Genomic DNA, 20,120 nt, shown 5'->3' on the forward strand with positions numbered 1-20,120 from the left:
CCTCAGAACTGATAATCCACCTGCGCCAGCAGCGTACGCCCCGGCATCGGCTGCAGGAAGGTATTGGTCGACCCCGCCAGCCCGCTGACGAAGTTCAGCTCGTCGGTGAGGTTCAGCACCCGTACCGTCGCCCCCCACTGCGGCTGGCGGTAGTACACCGCCAGGTCCAGGTTGTACGCGTCGGGCACCTTCACCGTCCTGCTCAGGTTCAGGTACCAGTTGCTGGTCCACCACCCCGACAGCTCCACGCCAAAGCCCGAGTCGAAGCGGTAGTCCACATAGCCGCCGGCGTTGTACTCGGGGATCTGCACCGCGTCGAAGCGGCCCGAAGGGCGCTGGTTGAGGCTGTTGTTGTCGCCGAACACCGTGCCGTTGTCGGGGATGAACCCGGCCGAGGCGAACCCCGCCTGGCTGGTGAACTCGTTGTAGGCGCTGATCCGGCTGAGGTTCAGGCCCCCGCGCAGATGCTGGTCCTGGTAGCGCAGGGTGGCCTCGACGCCTTTGACGATCAGCCGGGCGATGTTGTTGTTGCTGTCCGGTGCCTGGTCGCGGGCCTGGCGGTAGCCGGCCAGGGTCAGGAACAGCTGGTCGGGCACCGCCTCGACCTTCAGCCCCACCTCGTGCAGCACGCTCAGGCTCTGGAACGCCAGCGGGTTGAGCTGGTTGGCTCCGGCACCGCCGCCCCAGCCCAGGCCGTTGGTGAAGAAGCCGGTGTTCACCGCCAGGGAGCGGTCGAAGGTGTAGTACAGGGTGCTGTTGTCGCTGGGCTTGACGTAGGGGCTGACCTGCACCGCGAACAGCCGATAGTTGTCCGCGTCCTTGCGCGGGTTGCCGCCGGCCAGGGTGAAGGGGTTGTCGATGCGCGCGTCGATCCAGCTGCGGCTGGCGCCGATGTTCAACCCGAAGCGCTCGCCCAAGCGCAGGTTGTGCTGGCTGAACAGGGTCTTGGTGGTCCAGGTGCTCTCGGCGGTGTAGGGCGCGACGGACTCGGCGTACAGGCCATGCCCGGCCGGGTACATGGCCGGCAGGTTGAGCCAGCCGTAGACGCTTGAGAACTGCGCCGTGCCGGGTTGGCCGATCCAGGCTCCATTGCCGCCGGCCGGGTTGCGGCCGGCCAGGCCGAGCAGGTCGCCGGGGTTCTTCAGCGACGGGTCCAACGTCAGGTCGTAGGCGTTGATGGTCGAGCCGAAGCTGTTGTTGGCGGCGATCGAGCGGTTGTGCTCGCGGCGGTAGATCAGGCCGCTGTTGCTGTCGTCCACCACCGTCAGGCCGCCCAGCTGCCACTGGCCTCGGGCGCGGAATTCGAAGCGATTGTCGAAGATGTCGTCCTTGCCCTGCACCTGGAACGCACCGACTGCATCGGTGGTGTCGGTGGAGCGCTGGTAGAAGGTGCTGTTGGCCAGGGTGATGGCCGGCGTCAGTTCGCCCTCGACGCGCAGTTGGGTGGTGAAGCGCCGCGAGCGATTCTCGTCCTCGGCGCGCTGGCCGGCCTGCGAAGACAGCGAGGTCAGGCCGTTGCCCGCCAGCGACGGGTCGTAGACCCAGCCGCGCAGGCTGCCCGGGCTGGCCTGGGTGTTGGGGTTGGCGCCCTGCAAGCTGCCGTCGACTACCGCGTATTGCCCTTGTGCATTGTGCTGGCGCCGCACCCAGCCGAGCACCTGGGCGTCGCTGGCGCCGGAGGCCAGCACCGGCGACCACAGCGTGTTGCCATTCTGGATGATCGGCGTGGCGCGCCCGGCGTGGTACTTGCCGTGGTCCACCAGTTCCTGGCTGGCGCGGTTCCAGCCATGGGTGATGTTGTAGTCGAAGTAGTCGTCGTAGGCGGCGTTCCAGTCCACCCGCAGGTTGTCGTTGCGCCAGGCGAGGGCGCCGTAGAAGGCGTCGAAGTTGTTCTCGACATTGTCGTAGAAGTCCTCCTGGCGCTGGCGGGTGATGCTCACCCGGTAGGCCAGGCTGTCGCTGAGCGGGCCGGTGTTGTCGATGCTGAACTTGCTCGCGTCGCGGGATTCGCCGTCGGGGATCCAGCTGCCGATCTCGCCCGACAGCCGGGTGCGGAACTGATTGAAGTCAGGCTTCTTGCTCAGGTAGTTGATATAGCCGCCGCTGCCGCTGACCGAGCCGTAGGTCACCGACGAGGGGCCGGCGACGATGTCGGCGCCCTCGACGGCGTTGAAGTTGGCCGGGTGGCGCACGCCGTAGGCACGCTGGCCGTCCTGGAACACCTCCGAGGCCTGGCCGCGGATCTGCGGGGCGATGCCGGCGTTCTGGCCGCCGCCCCGTGTGATGCCGGGGGCGTACTTGACCAGGTCGTCGGCGCTGCGGATCGGGTCGCGGGCCAACTGCGCGGCGTTGATCTGGGTGACCGAGCGCGGGGTGTCGAGCACCTTGGTTTCCAGGCCGCCGTAGATCGAGGATGGCGGCCGGGTCGGCAGGGCGTCGTCATCGGCCTGGCCGGCCTGGACGGTGACGGTCTGCAGCACGGTGTCCTCGGCGTGCAGCGCGGTGCTGGCCAGGGCGAGCAGGGTCAGGGGGAAAGTGGGGTGCAGGGCAATGCGCGGCATCGGGGCGGGGCCTCGTTCTGATCGTGTGAATAGAAAAGGAGAGGGCGCAGCCGCGCCTGCGGTTGAGGAGTTGACGCGGTCGCTGTAGGAGATCACCCAGCCGTTTGGGCTGCGTTGTCGCGCGGGGAACTGTCCCCGGTGGGAGCGGCCTTGCGTCGCGAAAGGGCTGCGCAGCAGCCCCCAGCAATTTCGATGGTGGCTGGAATCTGGGGCCGCTGCGCGCCCCTTTCGCGACGCAAGGCCGCTCCTACAGGGGGCAGTGCTAGCCCTTGAGCCACAGACTCTCGAAGCGCCAGGTACTGAACAGCGAGCGCTCGGGCTGCGCGCCGCCGACCCGGGTGCTGACACCATCGAGCAGGTCGGCATAGCCCCAGATCAGCATCCCGCCGCGTTCGTACTGCACCCGCTGTGCCCGGTGCACCAGCGTCTTGCGCCGTTCGAGGTCCGGCTGGGCCATGGCCGCGAGAAACGCCTCGCTGAACTCGGCATCCTGGAAGTGGGTCTTGTTGGCCACCGCGAACGGCGCGTCGGTGTGGATCGCGCTGGCCAGGAACGGCGCGCCGATGCTGCCGCCGGTGCTCAAGGTCCAGTCGTCGCGCTGCGGACCCTGGAAGGTCGCCAGGTCCACCTGCCTGACCTTGAGCGTCACCCCGACCCGCCGCGCCTGTTCGGCCAGCACCAGCGCCGAGGCCAGGCCCGGCCCGGGCGTGGTCACCAGTTCCACCTCCAGGTCTGCCTGCCCCGCCTCCTTCAGCAGTTGCACGGCCCGTTGCGGGTCGTGGGGACGTGGCCCAAGGCTGTGGTCGAAGGTCGGGTCGAACGGCGCGTACAGGTCGTTGGCCACCCGGCCCTGGCCGTTGAGGGCGCGACGCACCAGTTCCTCGCGGTCGGCCAGCAGACGGAACGCCTCGCGCACCCGCGGATCGTCGAACGGTGGGCGGGAGGTGTTCATGTCGAACGACAGCCAGTTGCCGCTGACCGAGGTCAGCAGGCGCAGGCGCGGGTCGGCCTGCAGCACCTGCAGGTGCTCGGTGGCCAGCACGTTGGCCAGGTCGATCTGCCCGGCGCGCAGGGCGGCCAGGCGCCCGGTCTGGTCCTTGAAGTCGATGATCTCCAGCTCGTCGGCGTAGGGCTTGCCGGGCTTGAAATAGTTGTCGAAGCGGGTGAACAGCGAGCGCTGGCCCGGGGTGAAGCTCTTCAGCTTGTAGGGGCCGGCACCCACCGGATTGGTCACCGGGTGATAGTCCACCGGCACGATGCCGCCGAAGTTCACCCAGGTTTCCGGCAACGGCAGGTAGCTGCGCCCCTCGCGGAACTCCAGGCGCACGGTGCGTGCGTCGAGTTTGACCAGGTTGTCGCGGTCGACCCAGTGCAGCAGCGCCGCGTAGGGCGAGGCCAGCTGCGGGTCGGTGAGGCGACGGATGGAGAAGATCAGGTCATCGGCGTCGATCGTCTTGCCGTGGTGGAATTCCAGCCCGGGCTTGAGGCGCAGGGTCCAGCTGCTGGCGTCGGCGTTGGGTTCGGCGAATTCGGCCAGGGCCAGGCGCGGCTGCATCTGCTCGTCCCATTCCCACAGCTTGCTGTACAGCGCGAAGCCGCGCACGATGCCGCCGCCGATGGGCTTGTGGGCATCGAGGTTGCCGGCCTGGTTGGCGTCGATGATGCCCAGGCGCAGGCGCCCGCCATGGCGCGGCTGGTCGGGAGCCGCGCTGGCCGGGGCGTCGCCTGGACCGCAACCGGCCAGCAGGCCGCCGGCGAGAATGCCGGCGCTGCCGAGCAGGCGCCGGCGGCTGATGGGGTAACCGTCCGTGGCCATGGTGTCAGGCTCCGTTGGCGGCGTGCAGTTGCACGGGCGAGGTGGCGGGGCGGGTGAGCGGGGCGCGTTGGTCACGGAAATGCGGCAGGATGTGTTCGCCGATGCGGTAGGCCTCTTCCAGGTGCGGATAGCCGGCGAGGAAGAACAGGTCGATGCCGATGGTGTGGTATTCGCGGATCCGCGCCACCACGTTGGCGTGGCTGCCGACCAGCGCGCAACCCGGCGGGATGCCGATATAGCCGAAGCCGGTCCACACGTTGGGGTGGATGAAGAAGTCATCGAAGGCCCGCGCTTCGCCCTGCTCGGTGTATTCGTGCTCGTAGCTCAGCTTGCGCGCGGTGCGCAGCCCGGCATGAGCGGCCCGGGCCTTGACCGTGCCCTTGGCCACGCCCTCGTCGAAGAAGCGTTTGGCCTCGGCCAGCGCGGCTTCCTCGGTGTCGCGGGTGATGACATCGATGGACAGGCCGAAACGGATATCGCCGCGCCCGTGCTTCAAGGCGCGTGCGCGGATATCGGCGATCAGCGCGGCGATTTCGTCGGGATGTTCGGCGCGCATCAGGTAGAAGTCGGCGTGCCGGGCGGCGAACTCCCGCGCCGCCTCGGACGAACCCGCGGTGCAGATCAGCGGCAGCTCGGCTTTCTTCAACGGCCCGCGCAGGCCACCGCCTTCGGCGCTGTAGTAGCGGCCCTGGTAGTGGAAATCGGGGTTGTGCCAGTAACCGCGCACCACGTCCATGAACTCGGTGGCGCGGGCGTAGCGCTCATCGTGCCCTTCGAAGTCGCCGACCTGGCGCTGGATCGCGTCCGAGCCGCCGTTGATGATGTTCCACACCAGCCGGTTGCCGGTGGCGCGCTGGTAGGTGGCGGCCTGCTGTACCGCCACCCAGGGCGTGTAGTGGTACGGCTGGAAGGCGGTGACGAACTTCAGCGTGCGGGTCTCGCGGGCCAGCAGCGAGCACACCGTCCACGGTTCCTCGCCGGTCGGCGCGTTGACCATCAGCGCGCCGCCGAAGCCGTTGATCTCGGCGGCACGGGCCACCTGGCCGAGGTAGTCGATGTAGCTGAAGTGATCGCCCACGGCGAAGCCCGAGACGGCCCCGGTGCTGGGGCCGCCGGCATGCCAGTCGCCGCGGTTGCGCGGGTCGCCCGGGAGGAACTGGGTCTCGCCGTGCAGCGGCAGGCGGGTGAAGAATTCGAGGCTCATTATCGCGCTCCTGGCTTACTGGACACTGGGGTTGCAGATCGGGGTGACAGGCTGGCCGCTGATGACCTGGCGGGCGAACGGGATCGAGTCCCTGAGCGAGGCGTTGACCGTCTCGCTGTGGCCCAGGCCCTTGTACAGGTGGCCCTGGACCACGGAACCGGCCTTGCAGGCATCTTGCATCAGCGCCACCTGGGTGCTGGCGGCGGGGGTCTTGTCCTCGGCACCGGTGCCGATGAAGATCGGTTGCGCCAGCTTGAGGGTCGGGTACGACACCTGGGCCATCCAGGCCTTGAGCTGGTCGCCCTGGTAGTCTTTTTTTGCATTGGCCGGGGTCAGCCCGCTGCCGACCACATCGCTGACCAGGGCGGACAGGCAACTGCTGCGCGCCTGCTCGAACAGCGGCAGGGCCTTGTCGGTGTAGAAATCGCGCGGGTCGATGCTCGGGTCGTACTGCTGCGCCGCCAGCAGGGTGTAGAAACCGTAGGCCAGCGCCGGGTCGACCTTGTTCACATCCTGCTCGCCAACGTTCTTCGCGCCGATGGTGTAGATCACCCCGGTGCCGATGCTGCCCTTCACCCCCAGGTCCGGCGCGTAGGTAGCCGCATAGGCGCCGGCGGCGAAGGCCCCGGCGCCGCCTTGCGACTGGCCGACGATCAGCACCTTGTTGGCCAGGCCCGGCACGCCGGCGACCACGGCCTTGGCCGCGTCTAGGATGCCGTAGGCGGCCATGCGGTTGTTGAGCAGCGGGTGGCCGCCGGGTACGCCAAGGCCCTGGTAGTCGGTGGCGACGATGGCATAACCCTCGTCGAGCCAGCGGTTGAGGTACTGCACGTCACGGTACGAACGGCCAGCCCAGGACGGCGCGCAGATATCGGCGACGCCCACGGTGCCATGGCCCCAGCTGGCCACCGGCCAGCCGCCGGCGGGCGCCTTGCCCCTGGGGATGAACAGCGCGCCGGAGACCACGATCGGCGTCTTGCCGTCGATACCGTCCAGCGAGGTGTAGAGGATGCGTTGCGCGCTGGCGGCGTTGGGCAGGCTCAGGGCGCTGTCCAGCGGTTCGCTGCGCAGCAGCTTGCCGGGGGTGGCCGGGATGGCCTTGCTCCAGGTGTAGAACGCCGAGACCCGGCCGTCGCCCTGTTGCGGGTCGGGCTTGGGGGCGAAGGTGTCGGCGGCCACGGCGGCGATCGACAAGGCCAGGGCCGACAGGCCAAGGGCGAATGTAACGGGCAGTTTCATGGGCAGATCTCTTGATCAGTGTTGGCTGAGCTGGGCGTCGAGGGACGGCCAGTAATGGGTAAGCTGCAGGTCGCTCAGGGCCTGGCGGGTGAAACCGGTGGCCAGGTCCGGGCCGATGTCGTAGGGCGTGCGGATCAGGCGGTTGTCCAGGGCATAGCGGGCCAGCGCCTGGTAGTGGGCCTTGAGCTGGGCATCGCTCTTCGGCGCCCAGCGCGCCTGCCAGCCCACCGGGTCGTCCTGGTCGTCGCGGCGCAGCACGCTCTCGGCCACCCCCGCGCGGGACGACAGCTTGTAGTAGGCGTCGCGGTTCTGTTCCTGGGAGATCCACCAGGCGGCCTTGACCCAGGCGGTGGCCACCAGTTGGGTGAGGTCGGCGTGCTGCTCGACGAAACGGTCGGTGGCCCACAGGTCCGAGACCAGTCGCCAGTCGTCGGCGCCTTGCTTGGTCGACCAGAGGATGCGTGCCACGCCCTTGTCTTCCAGGGCATAGGCCTCGTTGAGCAGCACCGCCGCATCCACCTTGCCCGCCGACACCGCCGCCGCGCCGACCTGCGGGTTGAGGTTGGCGATCTTGAAGTCGCTCAGTTGCAGCCCTTGGCTCACGAGGAAGTTGCTGAAGGCGAATTCCCACGGCCGACCACGGTGCAGGGCCAGGCGCTTGCCCTTGAGGTCCTGGATACCGCGGACGTTGGAGTTGGCTGGCACCACCAGGTACACGTTGTTGCCACTGCCGCCGGGCACCACCAGCTTGCCCGGCACGTTGCCGGCGCCAGCGATCACCGAGGGCAAGTCGCCGCGCACGGCGAAGTCCAGGCTGTCGTTGCTGAAGCCTTCGTTGATCTGCGGGCCGGCGCCGGCATGGGGCAGGGCGACCCAGTCCAGGCTGATGCCGCGCTGGGCCAGCTGCTGGGCGAGCCAGCCATCCTCGATCACCCGCCCGGGGATACCACCGAACACCGGCACACCTCCCTGGGTGAAGGCGACAATGGCGATGCGCACGGACTTGGGCGGCTCGCCGGCCCAGGTGGTGAGGCTCAACAGCAGGCCGAGCAGGGCGAGGCCATGGCGCCAGAGAATTTTCATGATGTTGTGCTCCCGACAGTGTGCGGGCCGCGTGCTTGAGCGGCCCAGGCGTTCGTCAGGCAGGAGCGAAATACATGCCAGGGCGCCGCTGGCAGGGCTGCAGCCCTTGTGCGGCAAGGGTTACGCGCTACAGCGAGGGCATTGTCGCGCGGTTCGAAGTGCTGATCGGCAGGCAGGCCGTTGCTGACCGGTTGTTGCTCTAGCAGCACTGCAACGATTGGTTTTCTTTATATTCTTTAATCGAATATATAAATATTTATTAATAATTTTTCGGTCTAAATTGTTTCATGCACTATGAGGGCGCGCACACACTGCCAGGAATGCCCCCATGTCGCTGATTACCCATCCCAATGCCCGCGAGCTGACCAAATCCGTGCGCGCCACCGTGCTCGTGTTCAAGGACCCGCGCTCCCAGGAACTGCTCAGCCGCATCGAGCGCCTGGCCCCCAGCGAAGCCAACACCCTCATCATCGGCGAGACCGGCACCGGCAAGGAGCTGGTGGCCCGCCATATCCACAACCTCAGCCGCCGCCATCGCGAGCCTTTCGTCGCGGTGAACTGCGGCGCCTTCGCCGAGACCCTGGTGGAGAGCGAGCTGTTCGGTCACGAGAAGGGCGCCTTCACCGGCGCCACCTCGAACAAGGCCGGCTGGTTCGAGGCCGCCAACGGCGGTACGTTGTTTCTCGACGAGATCGGCGACCTGCCGCTGAACATGCAGGTGAAGCTGCTGCGCGTGCTGCAAGAGCGTGAAGTGGTGCGCCTCGGCTCGCGCACCCCGGTGCCGATCAACGTGCGCCTGGTGGCGGCGACCAACGTCAACCTGGCCGACGCCGTGGTGGCCGGGCATTTTCGCGAAGACCTGTTCTACCGCCTGCACGTGGCGACCATCCGCCTGCCGCCGCTGCGCGAACGGCCGGGGGACATCCTGCCGCTGGCCGAGTTCTTCATCGAGGAGCATTGCCGGCGCCTGGGCTACGAGCGCGCCAGCCTGAGCGTCGAGGCCGAGCGCAAGCTGCTGGCACACAGCTGGCCGGGCAACATACGCGAGCTGGAGAACGCGATTCACCATGCGCTGCTGGTGTGCCGCCAGCAGCAGGTGGCGCCGGGGGACCTGCACCTGGTGGACATGCGCCCGCAGGCACTGGGGCAGCCGGAGGTGGCCGGGTTGCCGGCGCCGGGCGCGGTGGCACCGGTGAGCCTGGAAAGCGCCTTGCTGGCGTTGTTCGAACAGAACATCCCGGACCTGTACGAGCACATCGAGGAGACCGTGTTCCGGGCGGCGTACCGTTATTGCCATGGCAACCAGTTGCAGACCGGGCGGTTGCTGAACATCAGCCGCAATATCGTGCGGGCGCGGTTGGAGAAGATCGGGGAATTGGGGGGACGCTGAGCGAGTGCTGGCGAATGACGGCCATGCGCGTTTCCGTGTATGAGATCGCCCGGCCCTATGGGAGTAACTGTCTTGCTAAATTTCTAGAATCTGGCGCGATCCGTGTGGGAGCGGCCTTGTGTCGCGAAAGGGCTGCGCAGCAGCCCCGGCGATACCAGCTTGATGCACAAATCCTGGGGCCGCTACGCAGCCCTTTCGCGACACAAGGCCGCTCCCACAGGGGGACAGTTCCCTGCGCGACAGCGCAGCCCAAAGGGCTGGGCTGTTCTCCTACAGGTGTCGTGAATGCTACACGCCTGCCGGCCGTCTTGCCATCGACCCTGCTTACGCTGAGCACTTCACCGACCCTGACCTTGCGTCGGGGACTGGCCTTGCCGAGCACTGTCCGGGCGCCATCAGCCTCGACACGTACCAGTTCACCGTCGTCGACACACAGAATGCCGCATGGGCTTTCTTGTAAGGCGCGTAGGTAGGCCGAGTGCGTGGCCAGGGTGGCGAGCAGAGGAATCTGTTGCTCAAGGGCATCAAGAGGCCTCATCGGGCTGTCCTGGAGTGGAGTCGCCCTGCAGTCTGGCACAGCGCTGCACTCACTGTTTCCCTGGTCCGCGTAGTCCGTTTCCCAAACCTGAAGCGGGGCCGTCGAGCGGCCCCGCAGATCCGGCGTCGGTCCTCAAAAGCCGAAGTCACTCAGCCCAGGGTGATCGTCCGGGCGGCGCCCCAGCGGCCAGCGGAACTTGCGCTCGGTCTCGCTGATGGGCTGTTCGTTGATGCTGGCGTGGCGGTTGCGCATCAGCCCGTCCTCGGCGAACTCCCAGTTCTCGTTGCCGTAGGCGCGGTACCACTGGCCGCTGTCGTCGCGGTACTCGTAGGCGTAGCGCACGGCGATGCGGTTGTCGGTGAAGGCCCAGAGCTCCTTGATCAGGCGGTACTCCAGCTCGCGGTTCCACTTGCGGGTGAGGAAGGCCTGGGCCTGCTCGCGGCTGCTGCAGAACTCGGCACGGTTGCGCCAGCGGGTGTCGAGGGTGTAAGCCAGGGCCACCTTGGCGGCGTCGCGGCTGTTCCAGCCGTCTTCGGCCAGGCGCACCTTCTCGATGGCGGTTTCACGGGTAAAGGGGGGCAGTGGCGGGCGGGTCATTGTGCTCGATCCTTGTGGGGAGTGGGTGTGCAGGACCGAGATTAGACCTGTCGCAGGGCAGGGAGAATCGGTGCGCCGGACACTTCATAATTGTGCTCGGAGGAACAATCCGCGCGGGAGTGCCAGGCTTGGCTGTCTATAGTTACCCCACAAGCGACCCCCAGCCCCACTGGAGCCCACTCATGAACCTGATCAGCCGCGAACCCTGGTGGCTCGTCCCGCCCAAGCCCGGGCAGACCGAGCAGGACCTGCACTGGGGCTACCTGGAAATCTACGCCGACGGCCGCACCGTGTTCGTCGACCAGCGCCCCAGTGAGCGGGAGCTGGCCGAACGCAAGAGCTGCCGTAACTTTCCCGACGCTGAAAAGCCCTGAGTCAACCTTCGAGCTGGGCCAGGCGCGCCTCCAGCGCCGCGACCCGGGCTTCCAGCGCCTCGATGCGCTCGTCCGCCGCGCTGGCGGAGCGGTTGCCGCCGTCCTGCTGGCGGGCGGCGAGAATCGCCTCGATCTCGGCCGGGTCGCCCAGGGCGTGGGTGTAGCGGTCTTCGCGCTGGCCGGCCTGGCGCGGCAGGTGCAGGGCCAGTTCGCGCGAGACCAGGCGTTCGAGCTGGTGCTGGACCTGATCTACGTCCTCGAAGGCGTACAGGCGGTTGCTGCGGGTCAGCAGCTCGCTGAGGGTCTGCGGGCCGCGCAGGAACATCAGCCCCATCAGCACCAGCTGCGCCGGCACCAGCTCCAGGGCCTTGTCCACTCTATGCTCCCAGCGGTCGGCGCGGCTGCCCATCTGCAGGCGCGCCATCTCCTGGCCCTCCAGGTTGCGCAGGGCCTGGCCGACCTGGCCGGGCGTCAGGTTCATGACGGGTTCGCGGCTGGTCTTCTGGTTGCAGGCCAGGACCAGGGCATTGAGGGTCAGGGGGTAGGTTTCCGGGCTGGTGGCCTGCTTCTCGATCAGCGAGCCGAGCACGCGGATCTCGATGCTGCTGAAACGGCCTTCGCCGGTGGTTTCGTGTTCTGACATGGCCCTGTCTCATTGCGAGGAAAAGGCCACTAGCCTAGGTAAAGCGTCGGGCTTAAGCAATCACTGCCGCCGTCGCGGGCCAGGCCTGCACGCATCACTCAGGGTATGAGCGATGGCGCAGCCGACCCGCTGCGGCGACAGCGGTCAGGCAGTGCTGCCCAATGCCGGGTCGCTGGCCTTGCCGCGCCCGCCCAGCCACACCAGCAGCAGGCCGGTCGCCGCCAGCAGGCCACCGGCCATCGGCACCGCCGCATAGCCCAGGTCCAGGCTGATTACCGCGCCACCCAGGGCGGCGCCGACGGCATTGCCCAGGTTGAAGGCGCCCACGTTGATCGACGATGCCAGCCCCGGCGCTTCGGCGGCGGCGATCATCACCCGCATCTGCAGCGGCGGCACCACGGCGAAGGTGAACACGCCCCACACCAGCAGCGCCAGCGCGGTGCCGACATGGCTGCCCAGCACCAGCGGCATCAGCAGCATGATCGCCGCCAGCGCGCCGAGGAAGATCCGCGCGGCGCCGTCCAGCGACCAGTCGGCCAGCTTGCCGCCCAAGCTGTTGCCGAGGGTGAAGCCGACGCCGATCAGCACCAGGCCGAGGGTGACGAAACTGTCGGAGGCGCCGGTCAGCTCGGCCAGCACCGGGGCGACATAGGTGTACAGGGTGAACATGGCGCCGGCACCCAGTACCGTGGTGGCCATGGCCAGCAGCACGTTGGGGCGGGCGATCACCGCCAGTTCCTTGCGCACATGGGGCACGCTGCCGCGCTCGCCCTTGGGCAGGGCGTACCACAGTGCCGCGATGGCCAGCACGCCGAGCACCGCGGTGCCGGCGAAGGCCATGCGCCAGCCGACCTGCTGGCCGAGCCAGGTGGCCGCCGGCACGCCGCCGATGTTGGCGATGGTCAGGCCCATGAACATGGTGGCCACGGCGCTGGCCTGCTTGTCCCGGGGCACCACGCTGGCGGCCACCACCGCGCCCAGGCCGAAGAAGGCGCCATGGTTGAGGCTGGTGATCAGGCGCGAGAGAAGCAGGGTGTAGTAGTCCGGCGACAGGGCCGAGAGCAGGTTGCCGACGGTGAAGATGCCCATCAGCATCATCAGCGCGGCGCGCTTGCCGAAGCGGCTGAACAGCAGGGTCATGATCGGCGCGCCGACCATCACGCCGATGGCATAGGCGGTGATCAGCATGCCCGCGCTGGGGATGCTGGCGCCCACGCCCTCGGCGATCACCGGCAACAGGCCCATGGGGGTGAACTCGGTGGTGCCGATGCCGAAGGCGCCGATGGCCAGGGCGAACAGCACCCGTCTGGGGGAAAGCGTGCTCATTGGGAGCTCCGAAAAAAGCGGTTGAGAGCGGGGTAGTGGGCTTCCATGCCCGGCGGGTATCAGTCCCAGGCCGGCGCCAGGCCGTCCGGGCTGACTTCGCGGCCGTTGCGTTCCAGGGTAGCGATACGCGCCATGTCGTCGGTGTCCAGGCGCAGGCTCTGGGCAAGCAGGTTGCTGGCCAGGTTCTCGCGCTTGGTGGACGACGGAATAACCGCATAGCCCAGCTGCAAGGCCCAGGCCAGGGCCACCTGGGCCACGGTGGCCTTGTGCTTGGCGGCGATCTCGGCCAGCAGCGGATCCTTCAGCACCTTGCCGTAGGCCAGGGTCATGTAGGAGGTGGTGGTGATGCCTTGCTCCTGGAGGTAGGCCGTCAGCTTGCGGTTCTGCAGGTACGGGCTGAGCTCGATCTGGTTGGTGGCGATCTCGCCCTGGCCGACCACGGCGATGGCCTGGCGGGTCAGCTCGATATTGAAGTTTGAGACGCCGATCTGGCGGGTGAGACCCTGGTGCTTGGCCTCGGCCAGGGCCTGCATGTACTCGGGCAGCTCGACGCCGTTGCCCGGTGCCGGCCAGTGGATCAGCAGCAGGTCGACATGGTCGGTGCGCAACTTGGCCAGGCTCTCGCGCAGGCTGGGGATGAGCTTGTCGGTGGCGTAGTGATCGACCCAGATCTTGGTGGTGATGAACAGCTCGTCACGCGGCACACCGCTTTCGGCGATGGCCTGGCCGACCTCGGCCTCGTTCTTGTAGATCTGCGCGGTGTCGATGGTGCGGTAGCCCAGCTCCAGCGCCGACTTGACCGAGTCGATGACGGCCTGGCCGGTGAGGCGGAAGGTGCCCAGGCCGAAGGATGGAATGCTCATGGATCTGCTCCTGTCGAGTGAGGGGGTCGAAGCCCGGACAGTGGGGTCGGCTTCGACGGGTGAGCGCAGTTTGCGCCGTTAGGCGGGATTGATTAAGACGCCGGTAAGTCAAGGTCCTTTGACCTGGAGTCATGAATGGGAGGGCGGGTTGTGATTGGCGGCCGGGCAATAGGGGTATCAGGCAGGGTGACGCATCCGGCATCATGGCAAACCTGCAGGTGGTTGTGATTGAGCAAAGGCGGCTAGGCAGGCCCGAGCGCGGATCGACGAAGCTGTGGCCTGCCGTATTTCCAGGAGCACACTGACCTTGCCCGTCAACGTCCATTACAAGTCCCGCTTCGACGCCGTGCTCGCCTATATCCAGGACAACCTGGAAGGCGATCTGTCGGTGGAGGCCCTGAGCGCGGTGGCGCACTTTTCGGCGTTCCACTTTCATCGGCAGTTCAGCGCCTATGTGGGCGTGCCGGTTGCCCGTTACGTGCAGTTGATGCGTCTGCGCCGCGCGGCCCACCGGTTGCTCGGCCAGCCAGGCCAATCGGTATTGGCGGTGGCGCTGGAGGCGGGCTTCGAAAGTCCGGAAGCGTTCAGCCGGGCGTTCCGCCGGGCCTTCGGGCATGCGCCCAGTGCGTTCCGCCGCCGGCCCGACTGGCAGGTATGGAATACGGTGTTTGCCATCCCTCATTTTTCCAGGAGCATCACCATGCAGGTACGAATCGTCGATTTCGCCGCCGTGCGCCTTGCGGCGCTCGAGCACCGTGGGCCGGCCAATCAGGTCAGCGAAACCGTACGCCACTTCATCGACTGGCGCATGAGCAGCGGGCAATCGCCCGTGGCCAGCAGTCGCAGCTTCGGCATCCCCTACAACAACCCGGACACCACCGCGCCGGAAGATTTCCGCTTCGCCATCTGCGGGGAAATCCACGAGGCCGTGGCGCCGAACGCCCAGGGTGTGCGGGAGTCGAGCTTGCCCGCCGGGCGCTGCGCGGTGGTGCGGCATGTCGGCTCGCCGGACCATATCGGCGAGACGATCTATCCGCTCTACCGCGACTGGCTGCCGGCCAGTGGCGAGGAATTGCGCGATCATCCGCTGTTCTTCCATTATCTGAGCATCTACCCGCAGACGCCGCTGGAGCAGTGGCAGACGGATATCTACGTGCCGTTGCGCTAAAGCACGGTCAGCCCCAAACGCAACAGCCCGCCGGATGGCGGGCTGTTGCGTTTGGCCAGGAGCGATCAGCGGCGGCGGAACAGCGGCAGCGGCTCGTCGGTGGCGCCCTGGTAGGTCACCGAGAAGTCCTTCAGGCTCTGCAGCGCGTCTTCCGGGTCCTTGTCGGCACGGATGGCGAACGCGTCGAAGCCGCAGCGGGCCATGTAGAACAGCTGGTCGCGCAGCACGTCGCCGATGGCGCGCAGCTCGCCCTTGAACTTGTAGCGGTCACGCAGCAGGCGCGCGTTGGAGTAGTTGCGCCCGTCGGTGAAGGCCGGGAAGTTCAGGGCGATGACCTGGAAGTGCTCGACGTCTTCACCGATTTCCTCGGCTTCCTCGTCGCTGTCCAGCCAGATGCCCAGGCCGCCATCGCGGGCCTTGAGCAGGCTCGGATGGTCGCGCCACAGCTGCAGCGGCACGATGTAGTCGTCGCAGTTGGTCAACTCGTCGATCGAGACGTCCTTGGGCAGCAGGTGCCAGGTTTCGTCGACGATCTGGTTGTTCTTAATGATTCGCTGCATAGACGCGTTCCTTGAAGGGGTCGATGCCGATCCGCTGGTAGGTGTCGATGAAGCGCTCGTCTTCGGTGCGCTGCTCGACGTACACATTGATCAGCTTCTCGATCACGTCGGCCATGTCGTCCTGGGCGAAGGAAGGCCCGAGGATCTTGCCCAGGCTCGCGTCACGGGCGGCATTGCCGCCCAGCGAGACCTGGTAGAACTCCTCGCCCTTCTTGTCCACGCCAAGGATGCCGATGTGGCCGACGTGGTGGTGGCCGCAGGCGTTCATGCAGCCGGAGATGTTCAGGTCGAGCTCGCCGATGTCGAACAGGTAGTCCAGGTCGTCGAAGCGGCGCTGGATGGACTCGGCGATCGGGATCGACTTGGCGTTGGCCAGCGAGCAGAAGTCACCGCCCGGGCAGCAGATGATGTCGGTCAGCAGGCCAATGTTCGGGGTGGCGAAGCCTTGCTCGCGCAGTTCCAGCCACAGCGCGTGCAGCTGGCGCTGCTCGACATCGGCGAGGATGATGTTCTGCTCGTGGGAGGTGCGCAGGTAGCCGAAGCTGTAGCGTTCGGCAAAGTCCGCGACGGCATCGAGCTGCTTGTCGGTCAGGTCGCCCGGGGCGACGCCGGTGGGCTTGAGCGACAGGGTCACGGCAACATAACCCGGCTTCTTGTGCGCGCGGGTGTTGCGCGAGCGCCAGCGGGCGAAGCCCGGGTGCTCGGCGTCCAGGGCGCTGTAGTCGACATTGTCGAGGGCCAGGTACTCGGGGTCGACGAAGTGGCGGGCAACGCGCTGCACCTCGTCCTCGGTCAAGGTGGTGCTGCCACCGCGCAGGTGGGCCATCTCGGCCTCGACCTTCTCGGCGAACACTTCCGGGGTGAGGGCCTTGACCAGGATCTTGATCCGCGCCTTGTACTTGTTGTCACGGCGGCCGTAACGGTTGTACACGCGCAGGATGGCGTCCAGGTAGCTGAGCAGGTCCTGCCAGGGCAGGAACTCGTTGATGAACGAGCCGATCACCGGCGTGCGGCCCAGGCCGCCGCCCACCAGCACGCGGAAGCCCAGTTCACCGGCGGCGTTGCGCACCGGCTCCAGGCCGATGTCGTGCACTTCGATGGCGGCGCGGTCGTCGCTGGAGCCGTTGACGGCGATCTTGAACTTGCGCGGCAGGTAGGCGAATTCCGGGTGGAAGGTGGTCCACTGGCGGACGATCTCGCACCACGGACGCGGGTCCACCAGCTCGTCGGCGGCGACACCGGCGAACTGGTCGGTGGTGACGTTGCGCAGGCAGTTGCCGCTGGTCTGGATCGCGTGCATCTGCACGGTGGCCAGCTCCGCGAGGATCTCCGGGATGTCTTCCAGCGCCGGCCAGTTGTACTGCACGTTCTGGCGGGTGCTGATGTGCGCGTAACCCTTGTCGTAGTCGCGGGCGATCTTCGCCAGCATGCGGGTCTGGCGGGCGTTCAGCTGGCCATAGGGCACGGCGACACGCAGCATCGGCGCGAAACGTTGGATATACAGGCCGTTCTGCAGGCGCAGAGGGCGGAATTCTTCTTCGCTCAGCTCACCGGCCAGGTAGCGGCGGGTCTGATCACGGAACTGCTTGACGCGGTCCTCGATGATCCGCTGATCGTACTCGTCGTATACGTACATATAAGTCCTGTCTCAGGCTAGCATGCAGCTAATCGCGCGCACGGCCGCGCACTCCGGGTCGGAGCCGAGGCACGATAGCAGAGTGGGTTTATGCGCTAAAGTGATGTTTTTGCATATGAAAAGAACCATTTGGACTAAGTGAGACTGACTGGCATTTGTCCGCGCCGGTACATCGCGGCGCTATAATCCGGGGTTTGCTCTGCAGGGAAGTAACAGCATGCTCAAGGCCTTGTGCCAGAGCCTGTGCCTGAGCCTGCCACTGGCAGCGAGCGCACAGGCCGCGTCCGTGGTGTTCCTCAACCCGGGCTATTCCAACGAGACGTTCTGGGTCGATTACTCGCGCTTCATGCATGCCGCCGCCAAGGATCTGGGCATGGCCTTGCGCGTGCAGTACAGCGAGCGCCGCGCCGACCTCGCCCTTACCCAGGCCCGTGAAGTGCTGCAAGGATCGCAGCGCCCGGACTACCTGGTGCTGGTCAACGAGCAGTACGTTGCCCCGGAGATCATCCGCCTGTCGCGGGGCACCGGGGTCAAGCTGTTTCTGGTCAACAACGGCCTCACCGACAGCCAGGCGCACAGCATCCAGGCGCAGCCGGACAAATACCCCGAAGTGCTCGGTACCCTGGTCAGCAATGACGAGGAGGCCGGCTACCAGATGCTCAAGGCCATGACGGCGCAACTGCCGGCCGAGGCGCAGGCGGTCGAGCTGCTGGCCTTCGCCGGCGTCAAGACCACGCCGGCCTCGCAGTTGCGTGTGCAGGGCATGCGCCGGGCGCTGGCAGAGTCCCCCCAGGTGCGCCTGCGCCAGGTGGTGTACGGCGGCTGGAGTCGCCAGCGTGCCTTCGAGCAGGCGCAGATGCTGCTGGAGCGCTACCCCGAAACACGCCTGGTGTGGTCGGCCAACGACCAGATGGCGTTCGGCGCCATGCAGGCGTTCGAGGCCCGGGGCAAGGTGCCGGGGCGCGATGCCCTGTTCAGCGCGGTCAACAGCTCGCCCGAGGCCCTGCGGGCGCGGATCGACGGGCGCCTGAGCGTGCTGATGGGCGGGCACTTCACCCTGGGCGGCTGGGCCATGGTCATGTTGCATGATGACGCCCAGGGGCTGGCGGTGGGCCGCGACGGCCAGCGTGAGCATAGCGTGCCGGCCTTGCAACTGATCGACCCGGACAAGGCCCGACGCTGGCTCAAGCTGCTGGAGCAGGACAACCATGGTATCGATTTCCAGCGTTTCAGTGCCGAGGGCAGGCCGGCGGAATTCCGCTACCCCTTTCTCACGTCACCCGTCGACTACTAAAAGACCCTGCTTGAGGGAAGGGCATTGCTGGACTTAACTGCTGCTTGTGAAGTGCATTCCCATAACCACTACAAGAGGCAATGCAATGGGAAACTCTACCAAGGTCCGCAAAGCTGACAGCAGTGTCGATGCCTGGGCGATCCTGTGTCTGATCGTGCTGGTGGTGGTCACTGCGGTGTACTGGGTCAGCCATCAGTAGCGCAATACTGCTCGAGACCGTGAGTAACACCTGAACCGCCCGCGGAAGGGATATCCGCGGGCGGATTGCGTTTGGGGCGGCTAATGCGTACCCCTGTGGGAGATCGCCCAGCCCTTTGGGGGCTGCGCTGTCGCGCAGGGAACTGTCCCCCTGTGGGAGCGGCCTTGTGTCGCGAAAGGGGTGCGAAGCGCCCCCAGATCTGCGCACCAAGCTGATATTGCCGGGGCCGCTATGCGGCCCTTTCGCGACACAAGGCCGCTCCCACAGGGGCTAGCTAAATCAATGAGTTACGGTTTGTTCCATGAGAGCGGCCTTGTGCCGCGAAAGGGCCGTGCAACGGCCCCAGGATGTTGACGTTGAGGCAAAGATCCGCAGCCCTTTCGCGGCACAAGAGGCTTGCGCTTAGCTTTAGCGCGCCGTCAGGTGCATCGCCAGCTGCACCAGGCCGATCAGCACGAAGATGAAGATCAGCGTGAACATCGTCCCCATCACGATGAAATGGCTGGCCTTGCCATAGGTGAAGTCGCGGGCGCGGTTCTTGCCGCTCTGCACGCCGAAGGCGGCGGCGAGGATGCTCTGCAGCATCTGCCAGAAGGTCGGTGGCTTGCCGTGTTGCTGGTCGTCCATGAGTGGCTCCCTGGTTCAGAGGCAATCCCCCACAGTGTAGGCGACTCAGGCCGATGCCATGGCCGGATCCGCCTGTTCCTGCTCGTCCTGGGCCACCACTCGCTCGCACAGTTCGATGATCTGCTCGCGCATCCAGCGGTTGGCCGGGTCCTGGTCGGTGCTTTCGTGCCAGTACAGGTGGGTCTCCAGCGCCGGCACCTCCACCGGCAGTGGCTGGTGGCGCAGTTGGTGGCGTCGGGCGAAGCGCTCGGGCACGGTCATGACCATGTCGGTCTGCTGCAGCACCTGCGAGGCCATCAGGTAGTGCTGCGAGCGCAGCGCGACACGGCGCTGCACACCCATCTTGCCCAGGGCCAGGTCCACATAGCCCAGACCGTTGCGCCGGCTGGAGATATGGATGTGGGTCATGGCCAGGTAGCTGTCCAGGGTCAGCTTGCCGTCGGCCTGCGGATGGCCGGGGCGCATGGCGCAGACGTAGCGGTCCTGCATCAGCTTGACGTGACGCACCTGCGGGTCGGTGTTCAGCGGCGCGTCGACGGCGAAGTCCAGGCGCCCGGCGGCCAGTTCCTTGGTGGTCTCGCGGCGCTTGCACAGGAAGCTTTCGATCACCAGTGCCGGCGCCAGCCGGCGCAGGCGCTGGAACAGCGGCGGCAAGATCACCGCCTCGGTGAGGTCGGTCATGCTGATGCGGAAGGTCTTGCTGGCCTGCAGCGGGGTGAAGATGCGGCTCTCCTGCACCGAGGTGCGCAGCAGCGACAGCGCGTTGCGTACCGGGCCGATGATGTTCTGCGCCATGGGCGTGGGCACCATGCCTTGGGCGGTGCGCACGAACAGCGGGTCGTTGAAGGTCTCGCGCAGGCGCGACAGGGCGTTGGACACCGCCGGCTGGGTGATGCCGACGATCTGCCCGGCGCGGGTCAGGTTGGCTTCGGTGTAGATGGCATCGAAGACGATGAACAGGTTGAGGTCGACCTTGCTGAGGTTCATGGGCGCCGCTCTTCG

The 20,120-nt window shown here is 66.7% G+C and carries 17 protein-coding genes; 4 read left to right on the top strand and 13 right to left on the bottom strand.

The window, feature by feature from the left end; all coding sequences use genetic code 11:
- Positions 1-2: 2 nt before the first annotated feature.
- From DMX06_RS19400 to DMX06_RS19420, 5 genes are all read right to left on the bottom strand, one after another.
- Complete coding sequence (locus DMX06_RS19400; protein ID WP_110738944.1) at positions 3-2,561, bottom strand: TonB-dependent receptor plug domain-containing protein; 2,559 nt, start codon at positions 2,559-2,561, stop codon at positions 3-5.
- 262 nt (positions 2,562-2,823) lie between these two features.
- A complete protein-coding gene (locus tag DMX06_RS19405; protein ID WP_110738945.1) occupies positions 2,824-4,377 on the bottom strand; it encodes an ABC transporter substrate-binding protein in 1,554 nt (517 codons plus the stop codon).
- Between the two features lie 4 nt (positions 4,378-4,381).
- Positions 4,382-5,581, bottom strand: a complete 1,200-nt coding sequence (locus DMX06_RS19410) for an LLM class flavin-dependent oxidoreductase (RefSeq protein WP_110738946.1) — start codon at positions 5,579-5,581, stop codon at positions 4,382-4,384.
- 15 nt (positions 5,582-5,596) lie between these two features.
- Positions 5,597-6,820, bottom strand: a complete 1,224-nt coding sequence (locus DMX06_RS19415) for a lipase family protein (RefSeq protein ID WP_110738947.1) — start codon at positions 6,818-6,820, stop codon at positions 5,597-5,599.
- A gap of 15 nt (positions 6,821-6,835) precedes the next feature.
- Positions 6,836-7,903 carry an ABC transporter substrate-binding protein gene (locus DMX06_RS19420; RefSeq protein ID WP_110738948.1) on the bottom strand — a complete coding sequence of 356 codons (1,068 nt, stop codon included), beginning with the start codon at positions 7,901-7,903 and terminating at the stop codon, positions 6,836-6,838.
- A 328-nt stretch (positions 7,904-8,231) separates the two neighbouring features.
- On the opposite strand from DMX06_RS19420, the gene DMX06_RS19425 reads away from it, so the two are divergent.
- On the top strand, positions 8,232-9,293 hold the full coding sequence (locus tag DMX06_RS19425) for a sigma-54 interaction domain-containing protein (protein WP_110738949.1): 1,062 nt from the start codon (positions 8,232-8,234) through the stop codon (positions 9,291-9,293).
- 670 nt (positions 9,294-9,963) lie between these two features.
- Here the strand turns inward: DMX06_RS19425 and DMX06_RS19435 are convergent.
- Positions 9,964-10,428 carry a nuclear transport factor 2 family protein gene (locus DMX06_RS19435; RefSeq protein ID WP_110738950.1) on the bottom strand — a complete coding sequence of 155 codons (465 nt, stop codon included), beginning with the start codon at positions 10,426-10,428 and terminating at the stop codon, positions 9,964-9,966.
- A 182-nt stretch (positions 10,429-10,610) separates the two neighbouring features.
- Between DMX06_RS19435 and DMX06_RS19440 the strand changes: the two genes are divergently transcribed.
- Positions 10,611-10,802 carry a hypothetical protein gene (locus DMX06_RS19440; RefSeq protein ID WP_110738951.1) on the top strand — a complete coding sequence of 64 codons (192 nt, stop codon included), beginning with the start codon at positions 10,611-10,613 and terminating at the stop codon, positions 10,800-10,802.
- Position 10,803: 1 nt separating this feature from the next.
- Here DMX06_RS19440 and DMX06_RS19445 read toward each other — a convergent pair whose 3' ends face one another.
- The 3 genes from DMX06_RS19445 to dkgB form a co-directional block, all read right to left on the bottom strand.
- The gene (locus DMX06_RS19445; protein WP_110738952.1) at positions 10,804-11,445 is read right to left on the bottom strand and encodes a YceH family protein; all 642 of its coding nucleotides are present in this window, start codon (positions 11,443-11,445) and stop codon (positions 10,804-10,806) included.
- Between the two features lie 144 nt (positions 11,446-11,589).
- Positions 11,590-12,771, bottom strand: a complete 1,182-nt coding sequence (locus tag DMX06_RS19450) for an MFS transporter (RefSeq protein WP_110738953.1) — start codon at positions 12,769-12,771, stop codon at positions 11,590-11,592.
- A 59-nt stretch (positions 12,772-12,830) separates the two neighbouring features.
- Positions 12,831-13,634: a 2,5-didehydrogluconate reductase DkgB gene (dkgB, locus tag DMX06_RS19455; RefSeq protein WP_110738954.1), complete on the bottom strand. Its 804-nt coding sequence runs from the start codon at positions 13,632-13,634 to the stop codon at positions 12,831-12,833.
- A 307-nt stretch (positions 13,635-13,941) separates the two neighbouring features.
- Here dkgB and DMX06_RS19460 point away from each other — a divergent pair, with 307 nt between their 5' ends.
- Positions 13,942-14,802 (top strand): AraC family transcriptional regulator, encoded by an 861-nt coding sequence (locus tag DMX06_RS19460; RefSeq protein ID WP_110738955.1) that lies wholly within the window; start codon positions 13,942-13,944, stop codon positions 14,800-14,802.
- Between the two features lie 65 nt (positions 14,803-14,867).
- Here DMX06_RS19460 and DMX06_RS19465 read toward each other — a convergent pair whose 3' ends face one another.
- On the bottom strand, positions 14,868-15,362 hold the full coding sequence (locus tag DMX06_RS19465; RefSeq protein WP_028691443.1) for a DUF934 domain-containing protein: 495 nt from the start codon (positions 15,360-15,362) through the stop codon (positions 14,868-14,870).
- A complete protein-coding gene (locus DMX06_RS19470; protein WP_110738956.1) occupies positions 15,346-16,998 on the bottom strand; it encodes a nitrite/sulfite reductase in 1,653 nt (550 codons plus the stop codon). Before DMX06_RS19470 ends, DMX06_RS19465 begins: the two co-directional genes overlap by 17 nt.
- 217 nt (positions 16,999-17,215) lie before the next feature.
- On the opposite strand from DMX06_RS19470, the gene DMX06_RS19475 reads away from it, so the two are divergent.
- The gene (locus DMX06_RS19475) at positions 17,216-18,292 is read left to right on the top strand and encodes an ABC transporter substrate-binding protein (RefSeq protein WP_110738957.1); all 1,077 of its coding nucleotides are present in this window, start codon (positions 17,216-17,218) and stop codon (positions 18,290-18,292) included.
- A 607-nt stretch (positions 18,293-18,899) separates the two neighbouring features.
- Here DMX06_RS19475 and DMX06_RS19480 read toward each other — a convergent pair.
- Both DMX06_RS19480 and DMX06_RS19485 read right to left on the bottom strand, forming a co-directional pair.
- Complete coding sequence (locus DMX06_RS19480; protein ID WP_110738958.1) at positions 18,900-19,118, bottom strand: DUF2970 domain-containing protein; 219 nt, start codon at positions 19,116-19,118, stop codon at positions 18,900-18,902.
- Between the two features lie 45 nt (positions 19,119-19,163).
- Entirely contained in the window at positions 19,164-20,105 is a 942-nt protein-coding gene (locus DMX06_RS19485) for a LysR family transcriptional regulator (protein WP_050706105.1), read from the bottom strand.
- Positions 20,106-20,120 lie beyond the last annotated feature (15 nt).

It is taken from the genome of Pseudomonas mosselii (genome assembly GCF_003205295.1).
GTDB classification, from domain to species: Bacteria; Pseudomonadota; Gammaproteobacteria; order Pseudomonadales; family Pseudomonadaceae; genus Aquipseudomonas; species Aquipseudomonas mosselii_B.